Origin of the sequence: Paenibacillus tritici (assembly GCF_018207515.1) — a bacterium.
Taxonomy (GTDB): Bacteria; Bacillota; Bacilli; order Paenibacillales; family Paenibacillaceae; genus Paenibacillus_AQ; species Paenibacillus_AQ tritici.
In genome coordinates this window covers 7,653,536-7,679,916 of the sequence record NZ_CP073365.1, presented here as the reverse complement: position 1 = coordinate 7,679,916, position 26,381 = coordinate 7,653,536, and the positions used below count along the sequence as shown (strand labels likewise).

Genomic DNA, 26,381 nt, shown 5'->3' with positions numbered 1-26,381 from the left:
CCTTATTACAAGTGGAAACGGCTTCCTGTCCTTATACAGGGACAGTGGGTTTCAGCGGGAAATAGAAGGATATTCTTCTATTTTGAAAAATAATGGTGCTTGCTTGCACCTACGGAGGAATGAACATGTCAACGGTAGTCGTCGTGGGAACACAATGGGGAGACGAAGGCAAAGGGAAGATCACGGATTTTCTGGCGGAAAGTGCAGATGTGGTCGCCCGGTATCAAGGGGGGAACAATGCCGGTCACACGATTCTGATTGACGGGAAGAAATTCAAGCTGAGCTTGATTCCATCTGGTGTATTTTATAAAGAGAAGACTTGTGTTATCGGCAATGGAATGGTTATCAATCCGGAAGCCCTGATCCAAGAAATTAATTATATTCATGAAAATGGCTTCGATACGAAGAACCTGGTTATCAGCGATCGTGCCCATGTCATTATGCCTTACCATATGCTGCTTGATGCGCTTGAGGAAGACCGCAAGGGCCCGAACAAAATCGGCACAACCCGCAAGGGGATTGGCCCGTGCTACATGGACAAGGCGGCCCGCAATGGCATCCGGATCGCCGATCTGATGGATGCCGAGGAATTCGAGCTGAGACTTCGTCCGCTTATGGAAGAGAAGAACCAGGTCATTACTCAGGTATACGGGGCAGAGGCGCTGGATGTGGAAGAGATTCTGGCGAAATATCTGGGGTATGCAGAAGTGCTGCGCGGCTACGTAACGGATACCTCGGTTGTGCTCAATGAGGCTATTGATGCAGATTCTAGAGTATTGTTTGAAGGTGCGCAGGGCGTCATGCTGGATATTGACCAAGGTACTTATCCGTTCGTAACTTCATCGAATCCGTCGGCAGGCGGCGTCTGCATCGGCTCGGGGGTTGGCCCGTCGAAGATCAAGCAGGTTATCGGTGTAGCGAAGTCCTATACTACCCGTGTCGGCGACGGTCCATTCCCTACTGAACTGAACGATGCCACCGGTGATTATATCCGCGAGACCGGGCATGAGTACGGTACAGTAACCGGACGCGCCCGCCGTGTCGGCTGGTTCGACAGTGTAGTGGTGCGCCATGCCCGCCGCGTCAGCGGAATCACCGGTCTGTCGCTGAACTCGCTGGACGTACTGAGCGGCCTCGAGACGGTTAAGATCTGCACCGGCTACAAGTACCGCGGGGAGATCATTACCCATTACCCGGCGAGCCTCAAAATGCTGGCAGAATGTGAAGCGGTCTATGAGGAGCTTCCAGGCTGGAGCGAGGATATCACCTCTGCAAAAACTCTGGATGATCTGCCGGCGAACACCCGCAAATATGTGGAACGCGTATCGGAGCTGACGGGTATTCCGATCTCGATCTTCTCCGTGGGCCGCAACCGGGAACAGACCAATCAAGTGCTGCCCATCTATATCTAGATTGAAGCAGTGTGAATAGGAAGTACAGGAGCAGGGACCTCGCTGGAGGTGCCTGCTTTTTTGTATTTTCAGGCTAATAGACAGTGGATGGACCACTTTTCTATACCTCAGGCACGTTTCCCCAGCCTTGTTCTAGTCAATACTGTGAGAATGGGATCACATCCGGACTGATTCTTCAGGGAATGAATAGAGCAGGCTGTAAGGGAGAGATGATGATGAGAATAGTGAAACGCGCGCTTGGCATCTGCCTGATTGTTGTGCTGGCCAGCGGATTGTCGATGCTGACGACTGCATATGTTGTGAATACGTATATCCAGTCGGTATTGGCGAGCTTGGATATTAAGCTGGATGGACCGGGTCCAGGGATCGGCGGCTTCGTGAAGGGTCTGACCGGGATGGGGGGCGGCAGCGGGGCGAATCCCAAGGACGAGATATCCAAGGAGACATCCAAGGAGACAACCACAGAGACAGATTCAGGCAAGACGGACGGCGAGCAGGGCAATAGTGGAGGGAAGACGGGCAATACGGAGAATCAGTCAGTGGATGAAAAGGTGCCGGAGAACGCGCTGCCTGTAATGGGACAAGCTGCGGCTGGAGAAGAACAGAGCGAAAGTGCCCTGGACCAGAATCTGGTGATGACACCGGAGGCGATGAACGACCTGAAGGAGAATCTCCCTGCGAATGAGAAATCCAATATTTTCAATATTCTGATGACCAAGCTTCCGCAGGAGGAGATGATCAAAATCTCCGCTGCCCTGGAAGGCGGGTTGACAGAGAGCGAAGTAACGGAATTGCAGGGAATCATTGAGAAATATGTAGATGCAGATGAATATAAGGCTCTGATGAAAATGCTTACACCCGACAATGCGGAGCCGAATCAGAATTAAAAAATGTCACTTTTTGGACACGACATCGTGGCTTGAGACGTATATTTAGGCCATAAACCCGCGAATTTCGCGGGTTTTGCTGTAGGGACAAAGTTGAAATTTTTCTGCAGGCTATGGTACAGTAAAAAAGGACTATTAAGGGTTAATTTTTTGTAACCTTTTACGTGTCCTTAATAGAGCAATATTCGTACTCGTGCAAATAGACAATAAAATTCGATGTGAAGCATAGACTGAAAGGGAGAGTTTCATGAAAGGATTTAAGTTTATACGCCGGACGGGGAACCTGCGGAGCCGTGTTGAAGCATCCGCAGAATCCGGTGCAGCAGGTCTACAGGATAAGGAAACCGCAGGCGCGGGTGAGTCCCGTGTCTTTCAGCCGGTGACGAAATCACGCAGACGCCGGCGTTCATGGCTGCTGGCTTCAACCGGTCTGGTTCTTCTGACCATCTTCCTGGTGGGGGCAGAGAAAAGACATGTTACGGCGAATACCGTAACCTATTACAAAGTGCTGGTGAACGGCGAGGAGATCGGGAACCTGGACCAGCAGGCGGACTTGAATAAGCTGTTCGAGGACAAGAGACGGGAATATCAGCTCAAGTATCCTGACTCTGTGATGGTACTGCAGACGGGCGGCATCACTACAGAAGCACAGCGGGCTTACAAGCCGGAGGTTGACAGTGAGTCTACCCTGGACAAGCTGGATGGCATGCTCAAAGCCTATGCCGTAGGTGTGCAGCTGGCCGTGGACGGAGAGCCGCTCGGAATCGTCAAGGATCAGGAGACGGCTACAGCAGTGCTTCAGGCCGTGAAGGAGCATTATGCTCCGCAGACGGCTGCGGCTTCGGGCGGGAAGCTGAAGAAGACGGCTGCCAAGGCGGGAGCCGCTATCCCGGAAGCTAAAGACCAAGTGGAATCGGTCAAGATCCGTGAGGAAGTGAACATCATTCCGGTGAAGGCAGACCCCAACAAGGTGCTGAGTGTAGAAGAAGCGGTGAAAGTGCTGACCGAAGGCCGGGAAGCTCCGCTTCGCTATTCGGTTCAGGAGGGCGATACGGTCTCTGCGATTGCTTCCAGGTTCAACATTAACCAAGCGGAGATCTTCCGCAACAATCCGGAGGTTAAGGAGCTTAGCCTGCAGATCGGCGATACTTTGCAGTTAACAGTCCCGCAGCCGGATCTTACGGTTGTGACCGTAGAACAGGTGACCGAAGAGGTAGTCACGGAGCCTGAGGTGATTATCCGCAAGAGCGATCAGCTGCCGGCAGGCAAAAGAAAGGTTGTCCGCCCCGGACAAACCGGACTCAAAACGATGCAGTACAGGCTGACCAAAGAAAATGGACAGGTTGTCCAGGAAGAGTGGCTGGGGCAGAGTGTAGTGAAGGCCGCCCTGCCTGAAGTGGTCTATTCCGGCACCAAGGTTGTGGGTGAAGGCACAGGGATGTTCGCCTGGCCCGTTAGCGGAGCCATGATATCGAGCAGTTACGGCGAGCGCTGGGGACGCGCCCATAAGGGAGTGGATCTTGTATCCGGCAACCGTACGATCAAGGCTGCGGATGCCGGGACGGTAAGCTTCGCCGGTGTGCAGAGCGGATACGGCAACGTGGTTATCGTTGACCACAATAACGGATATGTTACTTACTACGGGCATTTAAGCCGTATCTCGGTCTCGGCCGGACAGAAGCTGGGACAGGGCAGCCAGATTGGGATTATGGGCAGCACCGGCCGCTCAACCGGTACGCATCTGCATTTTGAAATCCGCAAGAACGGAACAGCTATCAATCCGATGAAATATCTGAAATAACAAATAAATATATAATTTCTAATATCCATATGTAATTTTCTGCCGTCCGGATGATTTCGGGCGGTTTTTATTTCGTTAGATGTGATGCCCCCCGCAGGTATGTTAAAATAAAGGAATCAATGACCTGAGTATCGTTAGAAAGGTGAAGCTGAGCATATGCAAATGGGAACGATTCTGGTAGTGGATGATGAACAACCTATTGCTGATATATTGAAGTTCAATCTGGAAAAAGAGGGCTATGAGGTCATCTGCGCATTCGACGGCAACAGTGCGGTTGAGCTGGCTCTGTCCAAACGTCCCGATCTGATGCTGCTTGATCTCATGCTGCCCGGCAAGGACGGGATGGATGTCTGCCGTGAGGTACGCTCTGCACATCTGGATATTCCCATCATCATGCTTACCGCGAAGGATGGAGAGATTGACAAGGTGCTGGGTCTTGAGCTTGGCGCTGATGATTATGTAACCAAGCCGTTCAGCACACGTGAGCTGCTGGCCAGAGTGAAGGCCCAAATGCGCCGCCAGCATAAGCCGGCCCAGTCCGAGGCACCAAGTGAGGCTGCGGAGAGCAAGCAGGGGGTTTATCATTTCGGGTTATTCATTGATACGGATATGTACATGGTCTACAAGGACGGCGAGCCGCTGGATCTGACGCATCGTGAATACGAGCTGCTCTATTATATGATCCGTCATGCCGGCAAGGTAATGACCCGGGAGCATCTGCTGCAGGCTGTATGGGGCTTCGAATACTTCGGTGATGTGCGGACGGTGGATGTGACGATCCGCCGGCTCAGAGAAAAAATTGAGGAGAACCCCAGCAAGCCGGAGTATATTCATACCCGGCGCGGACTCGGTTATTTGATGCATAGCCCCAAAAACGGAGGATTGTGATGAAAGCACTGTCCTTTTTCCGGACGATTCAGGCCAGGCTTATTGTAATTTACGTGCTGCTGATTCTGATTGCGATGCAGCTGATCGGCGTATATTTTGTCAGCTCCATGAAGAACTCGCTGACGGATAACTTCACCAAGGATCTGAAGGCCCGGGCAGAGATGCTCTCGATTCTCACCGCCGACAAGTTCGGGAGTGAGACGGGGACGGCCGATGAGGAATCGGCTGTGGAAAGTCTGCGCGGCATGGTGAACAATCTGTATATCAATGGTGCAGAGATTCAGGTGCTGGATGCGAGCGGCAAGATTATTACCACCTCGATTCCTTCCCAGAATGACTATGTGGGCCAGCGGAATACGCAGACCGTGGTCAGCCGCGCCTTGCAGGGTATTAGCGATAATGAGGAATATATCATCGCGGATGATAATGTGCGCAAGAAGGTAGTAGCGAAGCCGGTGATCTCTGGAGATAAGGTCGTAGGCGCTATCTATATAGCCGCTGATATGAAAGACTTATACGCCACGATGAGCCGGATTAACAGTGTATTCCTCTCGGGGCTGCTGCTGGCGCTGGCGCTGACAGCAGTGCTGGGTGTGATCCTGGCTCATACCATCACCCATCCGATCAAGGAGATGACCAAGCATGCCACTGCGGTGGCAGAAGGCCGCTTCAACCGGAAGGTTCCCGTGTTCGGCAATGATGAGATTGGCCAGCTGAGCCAAGCCTTCAACTACATGACGGACAGATTGCGCGAGGCGCTGCTGCAGAATGAGGAGGAGAAGGAGAAGCTGTCCTCCATTCTTGCCAATATGAGTGACGGCGTGGTAGCGACGGACGAGAGCGGGGCAGTCATTCTGATGAATACACGCGCTGCCCTGATGCTGGGTGCCGAAGGGCCGCTGCCGGAAGGGGCTCCGCTCGGCGGCCTGCTGGGTCTTGACCCTGAGCAGACGGTCTCGGTGACACAGGGTGTTGCCCAGTCGGCCATGCTTCACCTGTCTCCTCTGGACGGAGAAGACCCCAATATCGTGAGGGTGACCTTCACCCCGATCCACCGCCGCGAAGGCGGACGGGTTGCCGGGACGATTGCGGTGCTGCAGGATGTGACAGAGCAGGAGAATCTGGAGGAGTCACGCCGGGAGTTCGTGGCGAATGTATCGCATGAGCTGCGGACACCGCTCACTACAATCAAGAGCTATGCGGAAGCGCTGGATGACGGCGCACTGGAAGATCCGCAGCTTGCGGTGCGGTTCGTCGGGGTCATCCGCAATGAGACGGAGCGCATGATCCGGCTGGTTACCGATCTGCTGCATCTGTCGCGGCTCGACTCCAAAGAGTCCAGTCTGCGCATTCAGCAGACAGACATCTCGGAGATGCTGGAGGATGTGGCCGACCGCTTCTCCTTCCAGATCCGCCAGAAGCGGATTCATATCAGCACGAGGGTGCGCAAGGAGGTATCCACGGCTTGGCTCGATCGTGATCAGATTGATCAGGTGCTGGGCAACCTGGTCTCCAATGCCCTGAAATATACGCCGGAAGGCGGGACGATTCAGCTGGAGGCGCATAAGAACGAGGATGGAATGCTGGCCGTTTCGGTGCGCGATTCCGGTATTGGGATTCCGAAGAAGGATATTGAGCGTATCTTTGAACGCTTTTACCGGGTCGACAAAGCCCGGTCGCGGAATATGGGCGGAACCGGTCTGGGGCTGTCCATTGCCCGGGAAATTGTCAAAGCGCACGGCGGCTCTATCTCCCTGCAGTCTGAGCTGAATGAGGGCTCGCTGGTCACGTTCACGCTGCCTTTGATGAAGCAAAGGGGGAGTGAGGCGTGAAGGAGAGAATCAAGTCATGGGTGCTGGTCGTGCTGATACTCGGAAGCCTCGTGGAGAGCTATTATTTGATCTACAGGCTGCCGGGCAGCGATTCAGCAGTGTTATCCAAGAACTTGTATGTGAAGACGGATAATATGGGACCGGAGGAAAAGGTGGAGAATCTGCTCTATCCGGATAAGATGATCATCCATATGGGCGGGGACAAGCATACACTGTTCTATCCCAGCTCCACCTTTTATAATCTGATTATGAACCGCCTGAAGGGCCGCGGCTTCGAGAGCTTCCAGCGGCGGTCTGTCCAGGACTTCGACTGGGACAAGATCCGCAGCGAGAATCCGGGCATTGAGCTGTCGTTCGGGGCGGGTATTCCGGTATCGCTGCTGCAGCGGGTCATGCAGATCTCGCCGGATTCACTGTTCGAAGGGGAGAGCATTGACCGGATCTGGATTTACAACATTAAGAATGATTCCAAAGCCCATGCCGTCTTCTTCAGCACCCGCGGAGATATTGTGTACGAGGCGGCCAAAGCCGATCTTACGGTACAGGATGTGCAGCAGCATGTGGACTTCGGCAAGAATCTGACCCTGTATACTGCCGTGAATGGAGAGTATTATGTCCCTGAGGCCAATGTTCCGCTGGTTGAAGCAGTTATGCCTGCGGGTATGTATACCATTGAGCAAATGCAGAGCAATCTGTTCAACGATGCTGGCAGCACCAGATACATTCCCGAGAAGGATGGCTCCAAAATCTATACAGACAGCAAACGCAGTTTGCAGGTGAACCAGGAGCAGAACTGGATGAGCTATAGTGATCCGGCGGCACTTCCAGACGGCGACAGTACTCCGGCAAAGGATGCGCTGGAGGCAGTGGACTTCGTCAACCGGCACGGCGGCTGGAACGGAACCTACAGACTGGCGGCTACAGAAGAGGGCCGGCAGGACCGCAAGGTTTCCTTTCAGCAATATTATGGCGCGTATCCGTCCGGCTCCTATCCGGTCATGAGCAATCCGCAGCTCCAGTATGGCGTAATTCATCTGGAGCTGCAGCAGGGGACGGTCTCTTCCTACGAACGCTCCCTGTTGTATATGGATGAGGAGAAGTCAGAGAAGACCATCGTTGAGCTGTCCGGCGGCGAAGTGCTGAAGCAGCGGCTGGCGGGGATCAGCAGTACCCTGCGGATCATTGATCTTACACCTGCCTATCTGCCTGCGCAGACAGGGGAGAAGCTGCAGCTCCGTCCGGTCTGGCGGGTTACGCTGAGTGATGGAACTGAGCTTACGCTGAATTAGAGCAGGATGCAGGAATACAGAGTATAGGAATGAATACAAGGCGTAGTGACGTCTTAGACTTAAGCTGTTATCCGGGGAGGGAATGTTATGGACTGGGGAAGGGCCAAAAGTGTATTGATCTATGCCTTTCTGGTGCTTAACCTGCTGCTGTGCTATCAGTTATGGATTGATGTGCGCGATCAGGTCAGCGCGGGACTTGACTTCACCTCCCTGTCCGCAGAAACTCAGGCGGTGATGGAAGAGAAGGGCATCCGGCTGCTGTGTCCGATTCCGGCTGCCACTCCGGAGCTGCCTGATATCACGTACCGTTATTCGGGAGAAGAGCAGAATGAAGTGCCTGTAAAGCTCAAGGAGCCGATTGACAGCAAGCTGATGTACTCCTCGTTCTCCGAGCTGAGCAACCTGCTGAAAGGCCAGATCCCGGACATTGCCAATTACCGGTTCGATTCGCAGGAGAGCGAGGTTGGCAAGTTCGTGCTGCATCCGCTGGTGGACAACAAATGGTCCCTGTTCAGAGTGAGGCTGGAGCTGATTAACAGTGATCAGAAGATTGTAGCGTACCGCTGGCCGCAGATTGAGATTGGGGCGAGCCGGAGCGATGATCTGCAGAAGGTGCTCCCGGCTTCACAGGCGCTGAGCAGTCTGATCGAGAAGTATTTTCCGGCGGATGCCGCAGTGAAGGAGATTGAGCTGGGCTATTACGGCGAGCTGTTCAACTCCGAGAGCCAGGTGGCTTCGCCGATGTGGCGGTTCATGCTGGAGGACGGCAGCGCCTACTATATGGATGCGATCAGTGCGGATATTATCAGTCCTAAGACAACAGAGTAGAGGGAGCAGGAGAGATATGGGGATTTCATTTACAGTACTGTCCAGCGGTTCTACCGGGAATGTGACAGTGGTGCGTAACGGCGAGACCACGCTTATGATTGACGCAGGTCTGAGCGCGAAACGGATCGACGAGCTGCTGGCCATGCGTGAGCTGACAGGAGAGGATTTGGACGGGATTCTGGTGACCCATGAGCATTCCGATCATATTAAGGGGCTGGGTGCGATGGCCCGCAAGTATGATCTTCCGATCTATGCGAATCCGAATACCTGGGGAGCCATAGAGAAGGGGATTGGCAAGATTCCTGAGCATAACCGGGTCATTCTGGAAACCGGACAGCACCGGGATTTCGGCAGCATGCGGGTGGAGTCATTCGCCATCTCCCACGATGCTGCGGAGCCGGTGGCCTACAATTTCTATGACGGCAAGGAGAAGCTGTGTGTGGCGACGGACCTGGGGTATGTCAGCGACAAGGTTAGAGCAGCGATATCGGATGCCGATGTGCTTGTGCTGGAATCGAATCATGATATCGAAATGCTGCGGATGGGGCGGTATCCCTGGAATACGAAACGGCGGATTCTCGGCGATCTGGGGCATCTGTCCAATGAGGCGGCAGGCACAGCACTCAGCGAGATTCTGACAGGACGGACCAAACGCGCCTATCTCGCCCACTTAAGCAGAGACCATAATATGATGGATCTGGCGAAGATGTCCGTGCGCGGAGCCATGGAGGACCGCGGCTGCTTCTATAGAGACAGCGAGTTCAGGCTCTGTGATACCTACTATGACCGGCCTACGCCATGGGATAAGGTGAGCCAGTCATAAGGCGGTCAACCTCGGTGATCTTATGCTCCAGCTCCTGGCGGGAGAATAATCCTTTATCAATAAGCAGCTCGATTATTGCATGCTGGACAAGAATCAGTTGATAGTGTTCATCCTTCAGATCTCCCAGCTTGCCGATAAACTGCACCAGGTCATTACTTGTTGAAAAAGACTCCATAGTCCGGGCCTCCTTAGTAATTGAATTGTAGTGGGAATGTAAAAAATTCACATCTTTTTTAACATTAAAAAAATGTGGGCGGCACTGCTGCCTGTGATACAATCATAAAGAGCGTTCTAATCCTATTGTAGTCTTTTAAGTTGCAAAATATTCCGGATACAGGCTGTTAAACTTTTTAGTAGCTTACAAGAATAAGAGACATCCCTTGCGCTTAGAACCCACAGAAATGTGGTGAATAAATCAAGTGAAACCTTTTAGTACTTCGTGAAGTCTAAGAGATATAGCGGTTAAGCTCGGGCGTGGTTGCTTGGCGTTCAGTCCTGAATGCGGTGGCAATAGAGGGGAGAGAGTGTAACGTGGGATTATTCGATGATGATTTCTATTCAACCAAGGTGTCGCGGCGCAGAAACGGCAAATCTAAACCATCCGGTGGATATGCTGACGGCAAGTGGGCGGTCCGCAAATCCAGGCGTTCCCTGGCAACCTGGCAGATATCGCTGATCAGCTCTGTATGCAGTGCTGTTGTGGCTGTGCTGCTGTTCAGTCTGGTAACAGGACAGTTCGCCCAGGAGAAAGCCCTGGCTCCGGTAGTTATTGATAAAGTGGCTGTCAGCAGCTCCGATCCGTTCGACCGGATTATTCAGGCTGCCGCACATGTCCGCCCTGCGGTAGTGAGCATCATTAACCATAAGGAAGACAACAAAGAACTCAATATTCTCGATGAATCGGCATTAGGCTCGGGAGTTATCTATAAGAAGGATGATAATAAGGCATTTATCATTACCAACAATCATGTCATTGAGGGTGCCGGCAAGCTGGAGGTTGTTACAGTAGACGGCAAGACGCACAAAGCGGAGCTGGTAGGCGCCGATAAGGTGAGCGACATCGCAGTGCTCTCCATTAGTGACAAGGGTATTAACACGATTGCGGAGATCGGCGATTCCTCCAAGCTGCGCCTGGGCGAGACGGTGATTGCCATCGGCAATCCGCTGGGGCTTGGCGATACGCTGACTTCAGGCATTGTAAGCTATACAGAGCGGACGATCCCTGTGTCACTGAATCAGGATGGTGTGTACGACTGGGAGCAGGAGGTTATCCAGACCGACGCGGCCATCAATGAAGGCAACAGCGGAGGTGCGCTGGTGGATCTGGACGGCAAGGTTATCGGTATTAATACGATGAAGATCTCCGATACGGGCGTGGAGGGACTGGGCTTCGCGATTCCCGCCAACCATGTGGTGGATACAGCCAATGAACTTACGGCCAAAGGCCGGATTGCCCGTTCTTACCTGGGAGTGTATTCTGTTGATTTGAATAATCCCTATGTGCCGCTGGCCGATGATCAGCGTAAGGAGCTTAATCTTCCGGCCGTAGTAACCGACGGGGTTGTGGTCCTGGATGCCGTAGGCCCGGCTAAGGATGCAGGCCTGCAGCTTAACGATGTGATTACGAAGTTCAATGACAAACCGATTACCTCGACCCTGTCGCTGCGCAAATATCTGTACGATCATACCAAGATCGGAGATAAGCTGGAAATCACCTTTTACCGCAATGGTGAAGTGAAGCAGACAACGGTTAAGCTTCTGGAGAAGCCCGAGGAATAAAACTGGAAACAGCCGTATATAATAATGAGGCAGTAAGGATAACGGAAACGGTTCAAGCCGTCCTCTTAGCAAAATATAAGAGGATGGAGCCGTTTCAAGGCTGAAATCACGGGGTAAATGGTAGTATTGGCTATAAATATTACTATTCAACCCAACTGGTAGCCCTTACATTGGGAAGAGGACCTAATAAGGGAAGAAACGGAGAAATTTAGGATAGAATAGCTTGCCTTTGTTAAAAAGGTGTGGTAACATGAAATTACTCATACAATTGATACCTTATTCTCCTATTGAAAAGGGCTGTCAACTGAAATACAACCTTTCTCAATGTGTGAATTTTTTCTTTGTCTGAAGATAAAAAGAACATATTAATTTAAATTTGTGGAGGTAACACACATGCAAACAGGTACAGTTAAATGGTTCAACGCAGAAAAAGGATTCGGTTTCATCGAAGTTGAAGGCGGAAGCGACGTATTCGTTCACTTCAGCGCAATCACTGGCGACGGCTTCAAAACTTTGGACGAAGGCCAACGCGTTGAATTCAACGTTGTTCAAGGCAACCGCGGACCACAAGCCGAAAACGTTGTAAAACTGTAATTAATAGAAGGTACCGTCCCCGCTTGTGAAAGTTGGGACGGTCTTTTTTTATCGTTACTGGCCTTGCAACATAAAGGAAGGAGGAACGGCAATGAACTACCGGAAGAAGCCTTTGGAGGAAGTACCAGAAGAAAATACCGCAATATGGGCATGCACCAACGATGAGTGTAATGGATGGATGAGGGATAATTTCGCATTTGAACATGCGCCTTCCTGCCGTCTCTGTCATTCCCCAATGGTTCGTAGCATGAAGATGCTGCCGCAATTGCTTAATTCAAATGGCGATCTCAAATCGCTTAAGAAGGGTACTTCGATTACCTAGACCAATGCCTTTATGAGCCAAGACAACTATAGATGCTATATATGAGAGTCGAAATGTAAGACGGTGAAACCGTCTTATTTTTTTTGCTTTCCAAGCGCAATATTGTGATATTTGTCACAAATTTATTGTTTTTTATGCCTAAACGGGGTGTATAATGTGATAATTATCACACTTTGAGTGATGAAAATTTGACAAAATAGACATAACGAATGGGGAGAAGGAAGGGGAGAAATATGGATACAGTCATGCTGTCACGTATACAATTTGCGTCGACGACAATTTTTCATTATTTCTTTGTGCCGGTATCAATCGGACTAGCGCTCTTAATTGCAATTATGGAGACTATGTACGTAAGAAAGGGCAATGAAGAGTACAAACGAATGGCGCAGTTCTGGGGGAAGCTGTTCCTCATTAACTTCGCAGTAGGCGTAGTGACAGGGATATTGCAGGAGTTCCAGTTCGGAATGAACTGGTCTGACTATTCGCGCTTCGTCGGTGATGTGTTTGGAGCGCCGTTGGCGATTGAAGCGCTGCTTGCGTTCTTTTTGGAGTCAACCTTTATCGGGATCTGGATCTTCGGCTGGGATAAGGTATCCAAGCGTGTCCATCTCTTCTCTATCTGGATGGTTGCACTCGGAACGATGCTGTCGGCATTCTGGATTCTGCTGGCTAACTCGTTCATGCAGCATCCGGTAGGCTTCGCCATCAATAACGGGCGGGCGGAAATGAATGATATCTTCGCACTGATAACAAACGGGCAGCTGCTGGTGGAGTTTCCGCATACGGTGCTTGCCGCATACGCTACAGGCGCATTCCTGGTAACGGGGATCAGTGCTTATAAGTTACTTAAGAAGCAAGACGTTCCTTTTTTCCGCAAATCCTTTGAAATCGCGGCAATTGTAGGTATTATTTCTTCCTTCGGAGTAGCTGTTGCGGGTCATGCGCAAGCTCAGTATCTCGTTGAGACCCAGCCGATGAAGATGGCGGCTTCCGAAGCATTATGGGGCGAGAGCGGTGATCCTGCACCCTGGACGATTTTTGCCAATATCGATGTAGATAACAAAACCAACAGCAATGAGATTCAGGTTCCGTACCTGCTGAGCTTCCTGTCCTACAGTAAATTCTCCGGTGAAGTTAAAGGGATGAATCAGCTGCAGGCGGAATATGAACAGGCTTATGGACCGGGAGATTATATCCCTCCTGTCAAAACAACGTTCTGGAGCTTCCGGATCATGGTTGCTGCCGGTACGCTGATGATCGTGCTTGGCGTGTACGCAATCTACCTCATGTGGCGCAAGAAGATGGATAAGCCGAACACCTGGTTCATGCGGTTTATGTTCTGGGGACTGCTGCTCCCGCCGATTGCCAACACTTCCGGCTGGATTATGACAGAGATCGGGCGGCAGCCATGGACTGTATTTGGACTTATGACTACGGAAGACAGTGTATCCCCTAATATTACCAGCGGACAGGTGCTGTTCTCAGTGATTTCATTCAACATTATCTATGCCGTTCTGGGTGCGGTGCTGATCGGCTTGTTCGTCAAAGTAATTAAAAAAGGTCCTTATGCTATGGATAACGAACACGGTGAATCCCACGATCCGTATAACAAGGAGGGCTAACCCATGTCACTTAATGAATTATGGTTTCTGCTGATTGCAGTGCTGTTCGTCGGGTTCTTCTTCCTGGAAGGCTTCGACTTCGGCGTAGGGATGGAGACGCAGATTCTGGCTAAGAATGATACAGAGCGCCGGATATTGATCAATTCGATCGGGCCGTTCTGGGATGCGAATGAGGTATGGCTGATTACGGGTGCGGGCGCGATGTTCGCCGCCTTCCCGCATTGGTATGCCACGCTGTTCAGCGGCTTCTATATTCCGTTTGTATTTGCCCTACTGGCTCTGATTGCCCGCGGTGTCGCCTTCGAGTTCAGAGGCAAACGCGATTCCAAGGCTTGGCAGAAAACCTGGGATGTCTGCATCTTCTTCGGCAGCTTTCTGCCACCGTTTCTGCTGGCTGTGGTGTTTGCCAGCTTCATTAAAGGCTTGCCGATTGACAAGGATATGCAGATGTATGCCGGATTCTTCGATATCGTCAATGCTTATACGGTTGTAGCGGGAATTACGGTTGTTCTGCTGTGTCTGGTTCACGGACTGATGTTCACCACGCTGCGTACTCTTGGAGATCTGCAGGAACGGGCGCGCAAGCTGGCCCAGAAGCTGCTGATTCCGCTCGCGGCGCTGCTGGTGGCCTTCGTAGTTATGACATACACCATGACGGATATCTTCGACAAACGCGGAACATTGCTGTGGATTGTAGTCGTTCTGGGTGTTGTAGCTTATCTGCTGGCCGGATACTTCATGACTAAGAAGAAGGACGGCTATGCCTTCGGAATGACCGGAGCGGTAATGGCGCTGTCGGTGGCTTCGATCTTCATCGGGCTGTTCCCGCGGGTGATGATCAGCTCGCTGGATCAGGCATTCAACCTGACGATTACGAATGCAGCCTCCGGCCAATATTCGTTGAAGGTCATGACGATTGTGTCGCTCACGCTGTTGCCCTTCGTGCTGGGCTATCAGATCTGGAGTTATTTCATCTTCCACAAACGGGTTCACGAGAAGGAGCATCTTGAATACTAATGGATAAAAATTTGCTTGGGTACAAAGGAGTTAAGCCTGTCTTTCTGCTGGTCGGCTTCCTTACCCTGGTGCAAAGCTTCTCCATTCTTCTGCTGGCGAAGTCGCTGGCAGAAGTTGTCTCTGCGCTGTTTGCGGGAGAACCGCTGAAGGAACAAGGGGCTAGAGCGCTCTTGTTCCTTCTTGCATTTCTCGTGCGTCATGCCTGTGCCATGCTGATGAGCCGGACGGCTTACCACTTCGCTGAGGCGACCGGCAGCAGCATGCGGAGACAGATGATGGATAAGCTGTTCCAGCTTGGACCGAGGCTGGCTTACGACCGGGGAACGGGAAATGTGGTCACATTAGTGCTTGAAGGAGTAACCAAGTTCCGTACCTACCTGGAGCTGATTATTCCGCGAATGGTCGGTATGGCCGTAACGCCGGCATTGCTGCTGGTCTATGTGTACACCCAGGATACGTCCAGCGGTGTCATTCTTACCTTAACGATGCCCATCATTATTGTCTTCATGATTCTGATCGGTATGACGGCCCGCAAGCAAATGGACCGTCAGCTGAAGTCTTACCGCACTTTATCGAATCACTTCGTGGATTCGCTGCGTGGCCTGGAGACACTCAAATTCCTTGGGCGCAGCCGCAGCCACAGCGAGAGTATCGCCACTGTCAGCGACCGCTACCGCTCGGCGACGATGCGTACGCTGCGCGTGGCCTTCCTGTCATCCTTCGCCATGGACTTCTTCACGATGCTGTCCGTAGCATCGGTAGCCGTAAGCCTCGGTCTGCGCCTGGTCAATGAGCAGATGACGCTGGTTACCGGACTGACAATTCTGATTCTGGCTCCGGAATATTTCCTGCCGGTGCGGCTGGTGGGGGCGGATTTCCATGCGACACTGGATGGCAAGGAAGCCGGAGAAGCGATGAAGAGTATCATCGACCGTGAGACGGTGCAAGCGAAGCTGCTGGAGCCGGGAGAGCAGGGGGCGATGAAGGAGGATGGCGGACGGTTGCCGGGAACAATTTTCACGTGGAACAATGATAGCAGCCTGCGGCTGAACGCCGTTGGTGTGAAATATGAAGCTGAGGGAGCCGCTTCGCTGGAGGATGTGAACCTTGAATTCAGCGGATATGCCAAAATCGGCATAATAGGGGAGAGCGGAGCAGGCAAGTCTACACTCGTGGATATTCTGGGGGGCTTCCTTCATCCCACCGCCGGAACGATCCACATTAACGGGAACCGGGTCAGCGCGCTTACCGATGAGGAGTGGCGCAAGCAGACCGCCTATATTCCGCAGCGTCCGTATATCTTCAGTGGTACGCTCGCAGACAATGTGCGGTTCTATTACCCGGAAGCCTCGAATGAGGCTGTAGCCGCCGCGTTGGAATCCGCAGGATTATCGAAGCTGGTGGCCTCGCTGCCTGAAGGCTTGAACGAAATGATTGGCGGCGGCGGCCGTTCGCTAAGCGGCGGGCAGGAGCAGCGTGTGGCCCTGGCCCGTGCCCTGCTGAGCAGCCGCCCCATTATGCTGCTGGATGAGCCGACGGCCCATCTGGACATTGAGACCGAATATGAGCTGAAGGAAACGATGCTGCCGCTGTTTGAGGGCAAGCTGGTGTTCCTGGCCACGCACCGTCTGCACTGGATGATCGACATGGATCTGATTATCGTTATGCAGCAGGGGCAGGTGGCTGAAATCGGCACACACAACGAGCTGACCGCGCGGAGGGGTGCCTATTATGAGCTTATTCAAGGTCAACTGGAGGGAATCCATTGAAACGTGAGGGATGGTTTGCTCCGTATTACTCCGCCTACTTCTGGCGGTTCGTGTTAATCATTCTGCTTGGCGCATTGACGATCTTCTCGGCTTCGTCGCTGATGTATACCTCGGGCTTCCTGATCTCGAAGGCGTCGATTCCGCCGGAAAATATTCTGATGATCTATGTGCCGATTGTCGGCGTGCGCACCTTCGGCACAAGCCGGGCCGTGATCCACTATGTGGAGCGGCTGGTGGGGCATGATACGATTCTGCGGATTCTCTCTAAAATGCGGGTCCGGCTCTACAACATTCTGGAGCCGCAGGCTTTGTTCCTGTCCTCGCGCTTCCGTACCGGCGATCTGCTCGGCATGCTGGCCGATGATATCGAATACTTGCAGAATGTGTATCTCCGCACAGTCTTTCCGAGCATTATCGCGCTCCTGATCTATGCGGTTGCCGTTATTTCGCTCGGTACGTTCGATCTGGCGTTCGCTCTGCTTATGGGCCTATACATGCTGATCCTGGTGGTCGTATTGCCGCTGATCTCCCTGCTGTTCACCCAGAAGCGTCAGCGTCAGGTGAAGCAGGAGCGCAACCGGCTGTATCAAAAGCTGACTGATGCCGTGCTTGGCCTGGGCGACTGGGTCATCAGCGGACGGCAGAGCCAGTTCGTCGATACGTATGAGGCGGATGAGCAGAGCGTAGCCCGTACAGACGGTGCGCTGCGGCGCTGGGCGCGGCTGCGTATGTTCATCGCCCAAGCCGTGGTCGGCCTGGGCGTGCTGTCCCTGCTCTACTGGGCAGCCGGACAGTACGCTGACGGAGCGATTGCCGGAACGCTGATTGCCGCGTTCGTGCTGGTGGTCTTCCCGGTAGCGGATGCCTTCCTGCCCGTATCCGAGGCCGTGGAGAAAATTCCGCAATACCGGAATTCTCTGGAGCGCCTGGAGGGGGTGGAGACCTCAGCGGGAGATGTACCGCTGGGGGCGGAAGCTGCCGGGAATGCCGAAGCGGCAGCTCAGGCAGCCGCTGCCCTGCAGACTGTCCAGGTCAGCGGACAGGTCCGTATTGAACTGAAGTCGGCGGGTTACCGCTATGCGGCGGGCCACGACTTATCGGTTCGGGGGCTGGATCTTACGCTGCCGCAGGGGCGGAAGATCGCTGTTATTGGCCGCAGCGGGGCCGGTAAATCGACACTGCTCAAGATGATACAAGGCGTGATTACGCCTACGGCCGGCTCCGTGACGATTAACGGAATTGACGCTGCGGCTTATGGTGAGCGGATTCCGCAGCTCATCGCGGTACTCAACCAGAGCCCGCATCTGTTCGACACTACGGTGACGAACAACATCCGGCTCGGGGCCCCGGGGGCTTCGGAGGCAGCGGTCCGGCAGGCGGCAGCCCTGGCGAAGCTGGATACGCTGATCTCTTCGCTGCCGGAGGGCTATGACACTCCGGTTCGCGAGGCTGGGCAGCGCTTCTCCGGCGGGGAGCGCCAGCGGATCGCCCTGGCCCGTATTCTGCTGCAGAATACACCGGTGGTTGTGCTGGATGAGCCAACGGTTGGCCTTGACCCGCGCACAGAGCGCGAGCTGCTGGCCACCATGTTCGAGGCGATGGCAGACAAGACGCTGATCTGGGTCACGCATCATCTGGTAGGCGCAGAGCAGATGGACGAGGTGATCTTCATGGAGAACGGGCAGGTGGAGATGCGCGGCACCCATGCCGAGCTGATGGAGAAGCAGCCGCGCTACCGCAGGCTATATGAGCTGGACCGGCCAAGCCGGTATCTGAAGGATACGCCTGGTAAATAAGAATAGGCGCTCATAGATTGAGCTTTTGGAATAGTGAGCAAAGAAGCCCTTTCCGCCCGGTTGCCGGGCAGAGAGGGCTTCTTTGCTGTATATACTGTCTCCGCTGGGGGAGTACCGGAAACGAAAGCGGGACGCTGCAGCCCCTTGGCAGATGAAAGTCCGGGCAGCATTCAACCGTTCAAATGGAAGTCAGTATTACTTGAGCGGCCGTAACCCTTATATACCATACTGTTCTGACACCCAGTCCACGAACATGGCATAGTCTTTCTCCACCTGTCCGGCATAGCCGTAGGCCCACTCCGCAAGATAACGGGCAAAGGCTTCAGCATCCGCGCCCATGGCCTTCGCGATCTCATGCTCACTGTGATAGTCGAGAATACCCTTGTCGACGTCGGAGTCGGCGCGGGCATGGATTTTGGCGGTCAGGCTGCCCATCTGCCGGGTCACTGCGGTCCACTCATCCATATCTGCGAGGCTCCCGGGCTTCAGTCTTTTTTTGTACGGCGAACGTTCTCGGACATAGAACTCCCGGCCATCCATCGTCAGGAAGCCAAGGTAGGGATCAGCCTTATGATGCATAGCCTGCTGGGTCGCGGATACACGTTTGCCCTGATGGGCGAACGCTTGCCAGAAGGAGTCTGAATACGGCAGGAAATAGGCAGGAACGGGAACGCGGACTTCTTTGGCCTCCAGGACAGTGTCGTCGGTCCCTGCCTGCTCCATGCCGCCCTCAATAAGAATATAATAGCGGTTCAGCCCGATGGAGGCCGTCCCCGAGCCGCGTTTGACCGCGATGTCCTTGATCCGGAAATGCTCCTCATTCAGGCTGCGCGTAGTTACAGTCCGGGTATAGAAGCCCCAGGCCTGCTCCAGCTGTGCCTGCTCCGCAGCTCCGGGGTTCAGCAGCTCCGAGGTCTCCAGGAACACTCTGCTGGTCTGCATCTGGGCGGTAACCTTCTCCAGGAAATGACTCTGGCGGCGCTTCTCCAGCTTACGGAGCAGCTTACGGACGGGTCCTCTGGCGGTATTCTCATCCACTACATAGCTCCCGGGCTGGTCTTTGTGGTCACAGAAACGGTGGATTTGCCGGTAATAAGCCTCCGCATAGCTGCGGATGAGCCCGCGCTGTTCATCCTGACCGTGGCCAAGGGACCTGGCGACAAGTGCAAGGCTGACGGCCATCCGCAGCAGATCATACAGATAGGACCCGACATACCCCTCGTCAAAATCATTCACATCATACACAATCGCCCCGTCCTCACTGCGGAAGGCACCGAAGTTCTCGAAATGCAGATCCCCTTGAATCCAGGTAGGCCGGCTGGGCGAGCTATGATAAGGAAAGTACTGCCTTGTTGTGTCAAAATAGAACAGATATGCGCTCCCCCGGTAGAAGGAAAAAGCGCTTTGCGCCATTTTGCTGTATTTCTCTCTTCTGTTATCAGGGGACAGGCCCATAATGCTGCCATCGAATTCGTCAAAAACAGAAATCAGCAGATCTCTGCGCAGCTTGGTACGTGTACGTATAACTCCTTCGGTGATCGACTGGTTGACCATATGGCGCTCCTCTCCTGTGAACCGGCGGAATCGTTCTTAACCGGAATGACTTACTCTGAAATCGTAAAGCATCTGGTATAGTTGATTATAGCTGTTATTTCCGTGGACTTCTAACTTGGCGGGCGTGATATACTGGAGGGGATTTTCTTGTAAGGATTCCTAAGAACGGGGTGGAAGCATGTGATTTCGAAACAGCTCCTGTGACTATAGATAAGGAGAGATTAATCAATGGAATTAACATGGGATCTGGACCCAATCTATCCCTCCTTCGAATCGGAGCAATTTCAGCAGGACCGTGTGCGGGCGGAGACGCTTGCCGGGGAGCTGAATAGATGGTCAGCCTTGCAGATGAATAACGGGCAGGCTGCGGCCGGTGTGATGGAAGAGTTCCTTACACAATATAACGCATATCAACATATATACTTACGTCTGTTCAGCTACGCGGAATTAAGGTTCAGCGCGGACAGTGGCAACGTGGAAGCTGTTAATCTCATGGACGAGCTGGAGGAGGCCGGCTATGGTGCAGGTGAAGCTCTGGTCAGCTTCAGCAAATGGCTGGGCAGGGTAAGTGCGGATGAGCTGGAACGGAGCATTCGCTCCAGCAGTTATCTGGAGCAGCACGGCTTCTATCTGCGCGGACTGCGAAGTCAGTCACAGCATTTGCTCAGCGAGGAAGGGGAAGCGGTCTTGGCCCGGATGCAGGCAACCGGCTCCAAAGCGTGGGAGCGGCTGTACATGCGGACGCTGTCTACACTGCGGGCAGATGTGGAACTGGACGGGGTAACCCGGAGTTATACACTTGCCGAGCTGCGGAATCTCGTCTATGACCCTGATCCTGCGGTACGGCAGGCGGCGGCTGAAGCCGAGCAGGAAGCCTGCCGCAGTGTAGCAGAGCAGAGTGCAGCCTGCATTAATGCCGTAAGCGGTGAGGCAGCGGCAGTCTACGGGCTGAGAGGATATGCTTCACCGCTGCATAAGGTGCTGGACGCCTCGCGGATGGATCAGGAGACGCTGGATGTGATGCTGCAGGCCATCAGGGAGAGCCTGCCGGTCTTTCAGCGGTATTACGCCCGGAAGGCGGAACGCCTGGGGTATGCAGCGGGACAGCTGCCGTTTTGGGATATTTTTGCGCCTGTTGGTGCGGCGGAGTCTTCGATGGGCCGGATTCCGTATGCTGAGGCCCAGGCGATGATTATCGCGGGCTTCAGCAGGTTCAGCCCGGCGCTTGGCGGGTTCGCCCGCAAGGTGTTCGAACAGCGCTGGATTGATGCCGAGCCGCGCAGCGGCAAAGGCAATTTCGGCATGTGCGTCGATATTGTCCCAATCGGGGAGAGCCGGATTATTACCAGCTTCCAAGGCCATTATATGGATGTGAGTGTGCTGGCCCACGAGATCGGACATGCCTACCACAGCAGCCGTCTCGCCGGGCACACGATGGTGAACATGGACTACCCGGTTCCTATCGCGGAGACGGCGTCGATTTTTTGCGAGAGTCTGATGACCTATGAACTGCTGATGTCTCTGCCTGCGGAAGAAGCGGATACGATGCTGGAACGGAGTCTCTCGGATGCGGGGTATTATATTGTAGACTTCTATGCCAGGTATTGCTTCGAGAGCGGGTTATATGCCCGCAGGTTATCCGGTCCCCTGTCCGTGGAAGAGTTGAACGATCTGATGCTGGAGTCGATGGTTGCCGCTTACGGGGAGAGTATACTGCCGGGCTCGGTTCATCCTTACCAGTGGATCAGCAAGGCCGGATATTATATGGCAGGCAATGAGTTCCTGAACTTCCCGTATTCCTTCGGGCTCTTGTTCTCCAAGGGGCTGTATGCCCAGTACAAGAAGCAGGGTAAAGTGTTCGTGAACCGCTATGAGCAGTTCCTCTCAGCGACCAGTACCCGGAGTATCGCAGACGCCGCGAAGCTGATGGATATTGATGTGCATTCCCTGGCCTTCTGGCAGGAAGCGCTTGGTTTCATTGCCGGGGATGTCGATAAGTTCACGGGACGGGGATAAGGCGGGATTATTGCGCTGCGGGAGGTTTCCTTTTGCGGGGAAGTGTGGTAGAACAATAGTATGAGTCTACGCCGCAGCGGCACAGAAAGGGATGCTTGATTGAATGTATGTAGTGTGTAAGGAACACGTAGAGCTGGCCATCGACAAATTTGTGGACGAGTACGAGGATGCACCGGATGTAGTCGATCTGAAGGAGACGGAGTTCTCGGACTGGGACCCGCCGGCGAAATGTGCGGAATGTGAACAGAATGCGGAATATCTGGTAGTCTAAAGCTACCGGAATTATAAACACCCTGCGGCCGGGAAGGGCTGCAGGGTGTTTTGGCGTGCGGGTAAGCGGGCCGGATGGAGCGATCAGAGACTGCTAAAAAATTGCAGAAGCTGTAGTCTAGTAGTCTGCGGCCTCGGTTACGTCGGCTTGCGGGCGGCTCTGGCTGCTCCGCAGGTATATAAATGCCGATACAATGGCGATGATTGCGGCAATGGACAACCCCCAGTAAATATTGGAGTAAGCTGCCTGGAGCGATAAGCTGCGCTGCCACTCCAAGGCGCTTGCCGCCATCGCCACGCTGAAGGCTCCGCTGAAGAATTGCAGCAGCTGGAAGAGTCCCATCCCGGAGCCAATCTGCGAAGCAGGCAGGATACGCGAGATTTCATTCGATACGCTGCTCGACAGCACGGTGAACGATAGGCTCATGATCATGTACACGAGCATGACAGCAACCCAGGATTGCCCGGCAAACAAGGCGAACAATACGGTAGCGGCCAAGACCAGAAATGGTGCCAGACGCAGAATTCCGGCATTGCCGTAGCGGTCAATAATCCGCCCCACCGCGCGGGAGACGAAGATGGCCAGCAGGGAGCCGGGGAAGATGACAAGCCCGGCATGGCTGGCACTGAAGCCAAAGCGGTGGGTCAGAATCTGCGGCAGCAGGAATAAGGTAGCGAAGCTGCACAGGTAAGAGGCGACTCCGATTAGAGCCAGCACCAGATACGGCCGGTTGCTGAATAACGCCGGCAGCACGAATGGATCTGGGGTGGTGCGGATACGCCCGACAAACAGGGCAATGGCAGCGATTCCGGCGACCAGGGCCACCCACAGTCCGCTGGTCAGGAACAGCAGCAGGCCGGTGGTGCCGACGCCAAGGAATATGCCGCCCAGGATGTCGAAGGAACCGCGGGCCGGAATTTCCTTCGGCAACAGGATTAGGAACAGCGGCACCAGGAGCAGAACGGCCGCTGTGACTGCGAACAGCCAGGTCCAGCCGAGGTATTCCACGATGGAGCCGCCTGCTACCGGACCGAGACCCAGTCCCAGGGAGACGGCCGACATGATGGTTGCCATGGCTTTGCCGCGCCGGGCTTGCGGAATGTAGCGGGTGAACAGGACGAGGGACAGGGACATCACTGCGCCTGCACCAGATGCCTGCAGAATACGCACAATCAGCAGGAATATGAAGTTGGTGCTGAAGAATCCGGCCACAGCAGCCAGCCCTAAGGTGAGCAGCCCGATCACCAGCAGCCTGCGGATCGGCACGAAGTCAGAGAGCCGGCTGTATGTGATCGAGGCGATGGAGAACATAATGGAATATCCGGTCACAATCCAGGAGGCGGATGCCGCTGTGATGCCGAAGGTCTCGGTCACATCAGGCAGGGCCAGATTGAACATTGCCGTATTCATAATGACGAGAACGACAGCTACGCTGAACAGCAGAGTCAGTAGTCCTTCGCGCGGAAGAGCCGCTTGCGGAGCGGCCGCCAGATGCTCTGAATCGCCCTCAGAAGCTTGTGATGAGGTCATGAGAATGCCACTCCTTTATTATTGTATAGTTCGATTACTTACGAACTATTGAAATATAGCATGCGCTAATGTAAAATGCAATTAGGAAAATGAACGAAGAAACCACTTGTTAGAGCATGATTTGAGAGAGAAATTAAGTACAATTCTGTACTCCGAAGGGGTCTTATTCATGAAGCAGCTCCATCATCCGGACCGCAAGGACATTCAGCTCGCCTCTGTGCTCTATGCGCTTAGCGATCCGATCCGTCTATATGTAGCGTCGGAGATTCGTAAGCATGGCGCACAGGCCTGCAACAGCTTCAAGGTGCCGATTGCCAAGTCCACGCTGACCCATCATGCCCGGACGCTACGCGAAGCGGGTGTCATTCATACGCGGGTGCAGGGGACCCAGCGTATTCTGTCGCTGCGGACAGAGGATCTGGACGAACGGTTCCCCGGGCTGCTGGATTCGGTATTGCAGGCTTACGAGAGGTCGGAGCCGGGTGAGGGATTCGGCGATTCGGCGGAAGAGCAGGAAGAGTAGGGTTAGAGGAACGGCAGGAGTCGCTGGTAGGCTGTGTTAAGGCGATTGCTGCTGTTTAAATATGCCGCATTATTATATAGAAGCCGCTCCGGGGACCCGGGGCGGCCTGTCTGTGAAGGAGAGGTGAGCAATGAGGAGACTCCGGTCTTTTCTACTGCTCGCCATTTCGGTGTGGAATAAGCTCCCTATACGACTCGTTCGCCTCCTTCAGCACCTCCGCTCCGCCCGCAGACATGAACTCCTCCACGAATTCCCCAAATTCCTCAAGCGGCCGTTCCCCGGTGATGAAGGCAATGTACGCCTGGTCTCTTAGCTTGATCAGCCCGGGACTGTTCCTGATTAGAGAAGGGGTGGCCACTTCAAGGGCATTATAGATGCCGTCGTGATCCAGTCCCAGGGTAGACGCCCACTGGTCTCTGCGGTCTGAAGGAATAACAGGCAGCGTCATGCCGATATTGGCACCGATGGTATTCTGATAGCTGAACATCCGGTTATACGGGGGCAGCAGGATGATGTCCTGCTTGCCCGTTCCGGCCCAGGCCCAATGGGTTCCCTGAAGGCCGTATTGCAGGGCAGCGGCTTCATCCGGATCGGGACTCGCGCTGACGTAATCCAGCATCTGCAGTAGGGTCTCCAGCTTGCCCGGCTCCTGGACAGCTTCCGCGCCAATGGCGGTGAAGCTCATCAGCATATCGTAGGCTTTGGAGCCGCGTTTGCCGTCAGGACCGCTGACCGGCCGGCCGAATACGATCTTAGCCTGCGGATTCTTGGCGGTTAACTCTTTCACGTTAAATGTGGCTTCTGCCGGAACGAGCCTGGCTGTCTTCTGGTGATCCAGGCTCCAATCTAAATAATCCCCATCCTGAACCCAGTGATAATAATTGCCCATGGAGGTCATACCGATCCGCCCTTTGATGAAGGCATGAGACAGATGCTTGTAGCCTCCGCTGTTCTCCCCGGTGATGAACTCCGGATCAATGATCCCGTCACGGTACCATTTGCGAAGATAGTGCAGGGCCTTCTTCATGTCCGGCTCCAGTGCGCCAATGACCAGACCCTGATCCTTCCGGCTGAAGTAGAGCTGATCTGTAAAGACCATCTGCCCGAATGCGCCGAAGACAACATTCATTCCTTCCAGCGATAACCCGTAGGTGTCCCGAATGCCGTTGCCGTCAGGGTCCTGATTCGCAAAGGCATAGATGACCCTCTCGAAATCGGCCAGGGTCCCGGGAACCGTAAGGCCGAGCTTATCCAGCCAGTCCTGCCGGTAGACTACGGGGACCCGATAGATATTGGTGGGGTTAATGACCGGAATTCCATAATAGGACCCGTTAATGCGTCCATAATCCTGATATGCGGGTGCGTACTCACGGATAGCCTTAAGGATATTGGGGGCGTGTGTGTTCAGCAGGTCTTCCGGGATGGCGGCGAGCAGGCCCTGCTGCTGATACTTCAGCAGATCCTGAGTCTGCCGGACCCGGAACAAGTCTGGAATATGGCCTTGAACCAGCTTCAGATCGAGCAGCGACTCATAGTTATTGTTCGCCAGATTCCAGAACTCCAGATCTACATTGAACTTCTGCTCCAGAGCCCAGACCATCACCGCATCCTCAGCGACCGGCAGGTTCTGATGCATGGTCCAGGAGATCTTGAATTTCGGGACAGTAGCCGCAGAATCAGAAGCCTCCTGTGGTCCAGGCTCTTGTACGTGCGAAGCAGCGGACGGAGCGGGCTGTCCGTCGCAGCCGCTGAGCAGTCCCCAGAGAAGCAAGAGCACGGGTGAGGTCAAGAAGGCGCTATAACGCCGAAGTCTGCTTGCAATCATAAG

22 protein-coding genes are annotated in these 26,381 nt (G+C 53.8%); 18 read left to right on the top strand and 4 right to left on the bottom strand.

Going from position 1 to position 26,381, the window contains the following annotated elements; all coding sequences use genetic code 11:
* Positions 1-125 precede the first annotated feature (125 nt).
* The 8 genes from KDC22_RS33075 (at position 126) to KDC22_RS33040 (ending at position 9,760) form a co-directional block, all read left to right on the top strand.
* A complete protein-coding gene (locus KDC22_RS33075; protein ID WP_173134644.1) occupies positions 126-1,412 on the top strand; it encodes an adenylosuccinate synthase in 1,287 nt (428 codons plus the stop codon).
* A gap of 209 nt (positions 1,413-1,621) precedes the next feature.
* On the top strand, positions 1,622-2,299 hold the full coding sequence (locus tag KDC22_RS33070; RefSeq protein WP_211721693.1) for a hypothetical protein: 678 nt from the start codon (positions 1,622-1,624) through the stop codon (positions 2,297-2,299).
* Positions 2,300-2,546: 247 nt separating this feature from the next.
* A complete protein-coding gene (locus KDC22_RS33065; RefSeq protein ID WP_211721692.1) occupies positions 2,547-4,100 on the top strand; it encodes a M23 family metallopeptidase in 1,554 nt (517 codons plus the stop codon).
* 156 nt (positions 4,101-4,256) lie between these two features.
* Positions 4,257-4,988 (top strand): response regulator YycF, encoded by a 732-nt coding sequence (gene yycF, locus KDC22_RS33060; RefSeq protein WP_173134635.1) that lies wholly within the window; start codon positions 4,257-4,259, stop codon positions 4,986-4,988.
* Complete coding sequence (walK, locus tag KDC22_RS33055) at positions 4,988-6,820, top strand: cell wall metabolism sensor histidine kinase WalK (RefSeq protein WP_173134632.1); 1,833 nt, start codon at positions 4,988-4,990, stop codon at positions 6,818-6,820. The genes yycF and walK overlap by 1 nt, the downstream gene beginning before the upstream one ends.
* Positions 6,817-8,109, top strand: a complete 1,293-nt coding sequence (locus KDC22_RS33050; protein ID WP_211721691.1) for a YycH family regulatory protein — start codon at positions 6,817-6,819, stop codon at positions 8,107-8,109. Before walK ends, KDC22_RS33050 begins: the two co-directional genes overlap by 4 nt.
* An 87-nt stretch (positions 8,110-8,196) precedes the next feature.
* On the top strand, positions 8,197-8,937 hold the full coding sequence (gene yycI, locus KDC22_RS33045; protein ID WP_211721690.1) for a two-component system regulatory protein YycI: 741 nt from the start codon (positions 8,197-8,199) through the stop codon (positions 8,935-8,937).
* A 16-nt stretch (positions 8,938-8,953) separates the two neighbouring features.
* Positions 8,954-9,760 (top strand): MBL fold metallo-hydrolase, encoded by an 807-nt coding sequence (locus KDC22_RS33040; protein ID WP_173134623.1) that lies wholly within the window; start codon positions 8,954-8,956, stop codon positions 9,758-9,760.
* Here the strand turns inward: KDC22_RS33040 and KDC22_RS33035 are convergent.
* A complete protein-coding gene (locus KDC22_RS33035) occupies positions 9,729-9,935 on the bottom strand; it encodes a hypothetical protein (protein WP_211721689.1) in 207 nt (68 codons plus the stop codon). The two genes, KDC22_RS33040 and KDC22_RS33035, sit on opposite strands and share 32 nt — an antisense overlap.
* A gap of 356 nt (positions 9,936-10,291) precedes the next feature.
* Between KDC22_RS33035 and KDC22_RS33030 the strand changes: the two genes are divergently transcribed.
* The 7 genes from KDC22_RS33030 (at position 10,292) to cydC (ending at position 18,659) form a co-directional block, all read left to right on the top strand.
* Complete coding sequence (locus tag KDC22_RS33030; protein WP_211721688.1) at positions 10,292-11,539, top strand: S1C family serine protease; 1,248 nt, start codon at positions 10,292-10,294, stop codon at positions 11,537-11,539.
* Positions 11,540-11,932: 393 nt separating this feature from the next.
* Positions 11,933-12,133, top strand: coding sequence for a cold-shock protein (locus KDC22_RS33025; RefSeq protein ID WP_019914582.1), 201 nt, complete (start codon positions 11,933-11,935; stop codon positions 12,131-12,133).
* Positions 12,134-12,224: 91 nt separating this feature from the next.
* Positions 12,225-12,455: a cold-shock protein gene (locus KDC22_RS33020; RefSeq protein ID WP_173134614.1), complete on the top strand. Its 231-nt coding sequence runs from the start codon at positions 12,225-12,227 to the stop codon at positions 12,453-12,455.
* Between the two features lie 233 nt (positions 12,456-12,688).
* Entirely contained in the window at positions 12,689-14,077 is a 1,389-nt protein-coding gene (locus KDC22_RS33015) for a cytochrome ubiquinol oxidase subunit I (protein WP_173134611.1), read from the top strand.
* Positions 14,078-14,080: 3 nt separating this feature from the next.
* Positions 14,081-15,094 (top strand): cytochrome d ubiquinol oxidase subunit II, encoded by a 1,014-nt coding sequence (gene cydB / locus KDC22_RS33010; RefSeq protein ID WP_173134608.1) that lies wholly within the window; start codon positions 14,081-14,083, stop codon positions 15,092-15,094.
* On the top strand, positions 15,094-16,863 hold the full coding sequence (gene cydD, locus KDC22_RS33005; RefSeq protein WP_211721687.1) for a thiol reductant ABC exporter subunit CydD: 1,770 nt from the start codon (positions 15,094-15,096) through the stop codon (positions 16,861-16,863). The genes cydB and cydD overlap by 1 nt, the downstream gene beginning before the upstream one ends.
* Positions 16,860-18,659 (top strand): thiol reductant ABC exporter subunit CydC, encoded by a 1,800-nt coding sequence (cydC, locus tag KDC22_RS33000; RefSeq protein WP_211721686.1) that lies wholly within the window; start codon positions 16,860-16,862, stop codon positions 18,657-18,659. The genes cydD and cydC overlap by 4 nt, the downstream gene beginning before the upstream one ends.
* Positions 18,660-18,875: 216 nt before the next feature.
* Here the strand turns inward: cydC and KDC22_RS32995 are convergent, their stop codons facing one another.
* Positions 18,876-20,213: a DUF2252 domain-containing protein gene (locus KDC22_RS32995; RefSeq protein ID WP_211721685.1), complete on the bottom strand. Its 1,338-nt coding sequence runs from the start codon at positions 20,211-20,213 to the stop codon at positions 18,876-18,878.
* A gap of 228 nt (positions 20,214-20,441) precedes the next feature.
* On the opposite strand from KDC22_RS32995, the gene KDC22_RS32990 reads away from it, so the two are divergent.
* Both KDC22_RS32990 and KDC22_RS32985 read left to right on the top strand, forming a co-directional pair.
* Entirely contained in the window at positions 20,442-22,229 is a 1,788-nt protein-coding gene (locus KDC22_RS32990) for a M3 family oligoendopeptidase (RefSeq protein ID WP_211721684.1), read from the top strand.
* Between the two features lie 103 nt (positions 22,230-22,332).
* Complete coding sequence (locus KDC22_RS32985) at positions 22,333-22,500, top strand: CxxH/CxxC protein (protein WP_063776434.1); 168 nt, start codon at positions 22,333-22,335, stop codon at positions 22,498-22,500.
* Positions 22,501-22,617: 117 nt separating this feature from the next.
* On the opposite strand, the gene KDC22_RS32980 is transcribed toward KDC22_RS32985, so the two are convergent.
* Positions 22,618-24,030, bottom strand: coding sequence for an MFS transporter (locus KDC22_RS32980; RefSeq protein WP_173134593.1), 1,413 nt, complete (start codon positions 24,028-24,030; stop codon positions 22,618-22,620).
* Positions 24,031-24,199: 169 nt separating this feature from the next.
* Between KDC22_RS32980 and KDC22_RS32975 the strand changes: the two genes are divergently transcribed.
* Positions 24,200-24,553, top strand: a complete 354-nt coding sequence (locus KDC22_RS32975; protein WP_211721683.1) for an ArsR/SmtB family transcription factor — start codon at positions 24,200-24,202, stop codon at positions 24,551-24,553.
* A gap of 151 nt (positions 24,554-24,704) precedes the next feature.
* On the opposite strand, the gene KDC22_RS32970 is transcribed toward KDC22_RS32975, so the two are convergent.
* Entirely contained in the window at positions 24,705-26,378 is a 1,674-nt protein-coding gene (locus KDC22_RS32970) for a type 2 periplasmic-binding domain-containing protein (protein WP_211721682.1), read from the bottom strand.
* Positions 26,379-26,381 lie beyond the last annotated feature (3 nt).

What these genes read in the sequence shown, in the direction of transcription:
- KDC22_RS33075 (WP_173134644.1), top strand. Translation starts at nt 126, where the DNA reads ATGTCAACGGTAGTCGTCGTGGGAACACAATGGGGAGACGAAGGCAAA.
- KDC22_RS33070 (WP_211721693.1), top strand. Translation starts at nt 1,622, where the DNA reads ATGATGATGAGAATAGTGAAACGCGCGCTTGGCATCTGCCTGATTGTT.
- KDC22_RS33065 (WP_211721692.1), top strand. Translation starts at nt 2,547, where the DNA reads ATGAAAGGATTTAAGTTTATACGCCGGACGGGGAACCTGCGGAGCCGT.
- yycF (WP_173134635.1), top strand. Translation starts at nt 4,257, where the DNA reads ATGCAAATGGGAACGATTCTGGTAGTGGATGATGAACAACCTATTGCT.
- walK (WP_173134632.1), top strand. Translation starts at nt 4,988, where the DNA reads ATGAAAGCACTGTCCTTTTTCCGGACGATTCAGGCCAGGCTTATTGTA.
- yycI (WP_211721690.1), top strand. Translation starts at nt 8,197, where the DNA reads ATGGACTGGGGAAGGGCCAAAAGTGTATTGATCTATGCCTTTCTGGTG.
- KDC22_RS33040 (WP_173134623.1), top strand. Translation starts at nt 8,954, where the DNA reads ATGGGGATTTCATTTACAGTACTGTCCAGCGGTTCTACCGGGAATGTG.
- KDC22_RS33035 (WP_211721689.1), bottom strand. Translation starts at nt 9,935, where the DNA reads ATGGAGTCTTTTTCAACAAGTAATGACCTGGTGCAGTTTATCGGCAAG.
- KDC22_RS33025 (WP_019914582.1), top strand. Translation starts at nt 11,933, where the DNA reads ATGCAAACAGGTACAGTTAAATGGTTCAACGCAGAAAAAGGATTCGGT.
- KDC22_RS33020 (WP_173134614.1), top strand. Translation starts at nt 12,225, where the DNA reads ATGAACTACCGGAAGAAGCCTTTGGAGGAAGTACCAGAAGAAAATACC.
- KDC22_RS33015 (WP_173134611.1), top strand. Translation starts at nt 12,689, where the DNA reads ATGGATACAGTCATGCTGTCACGTATACAATTTGCGTCGACGACAATT.
- cydB (WP_173134608.1), top strand. Translation starts at nt 14,081, where the DNA reads ATGTCACTTAATGAATTATGGTTTCTGCTGATTGCAGTGCTGTTCGTC.
- cydD (WP_211721687.1), top strand. Translation starts at nt 15,094, where the DNA reads ATGGATAAAAATTTGCTTGGGTACAAAGGAGTTAAGCCTGTCTTTCTG.
- KDC22_RS32995 (WP_211721685.1), bottom strand. Translation starts at nt 20,213, where the DNA reads ATGGTCAACCAGTCGATCACCGAAGGAGTTATACGTACACGTACCAAG.
- KDC22_RS32990 (WP_211721684.1), top strand. Translation starts at nt 20,442, where the DNA reads ATGGAATTAACATGGGATCTGGACCCAATCTATCCCTCCTTCGAATCG.
- KDC22_RS32985 (WP_063776434.1), top strand. Translation starts at nt 22,333, where the DNA reads ATGTATGTAGTGTGTAAGGAACACGTAGAGCTGGCCATCGACAAATTT.
- KDC22_RS32980 (WP_173134593.1), bottom strand. Translation starts at nt 24,030, where the DNA reads ATGACCTCATCACAAGCTTCTGAGGGCGATTCAGAGCATCTGGCGGCC.
- KDC22_RS32975 (WP_211721683.1), top strand. Translation starts at nt 24,200, where the DNA reads ATGAAGCAGCTCCATCATCCGGACCGCAAGGACATTCAGCTCGCCTCT.
- KDC22_RS32970 (WP_211721682.1), bottom strand. Translation starts at nt 26,378, where the DNA reads ATGATTGCAAGCAGACTTCGGCGTTATAGCGCCTTCTTGACCTCACCC.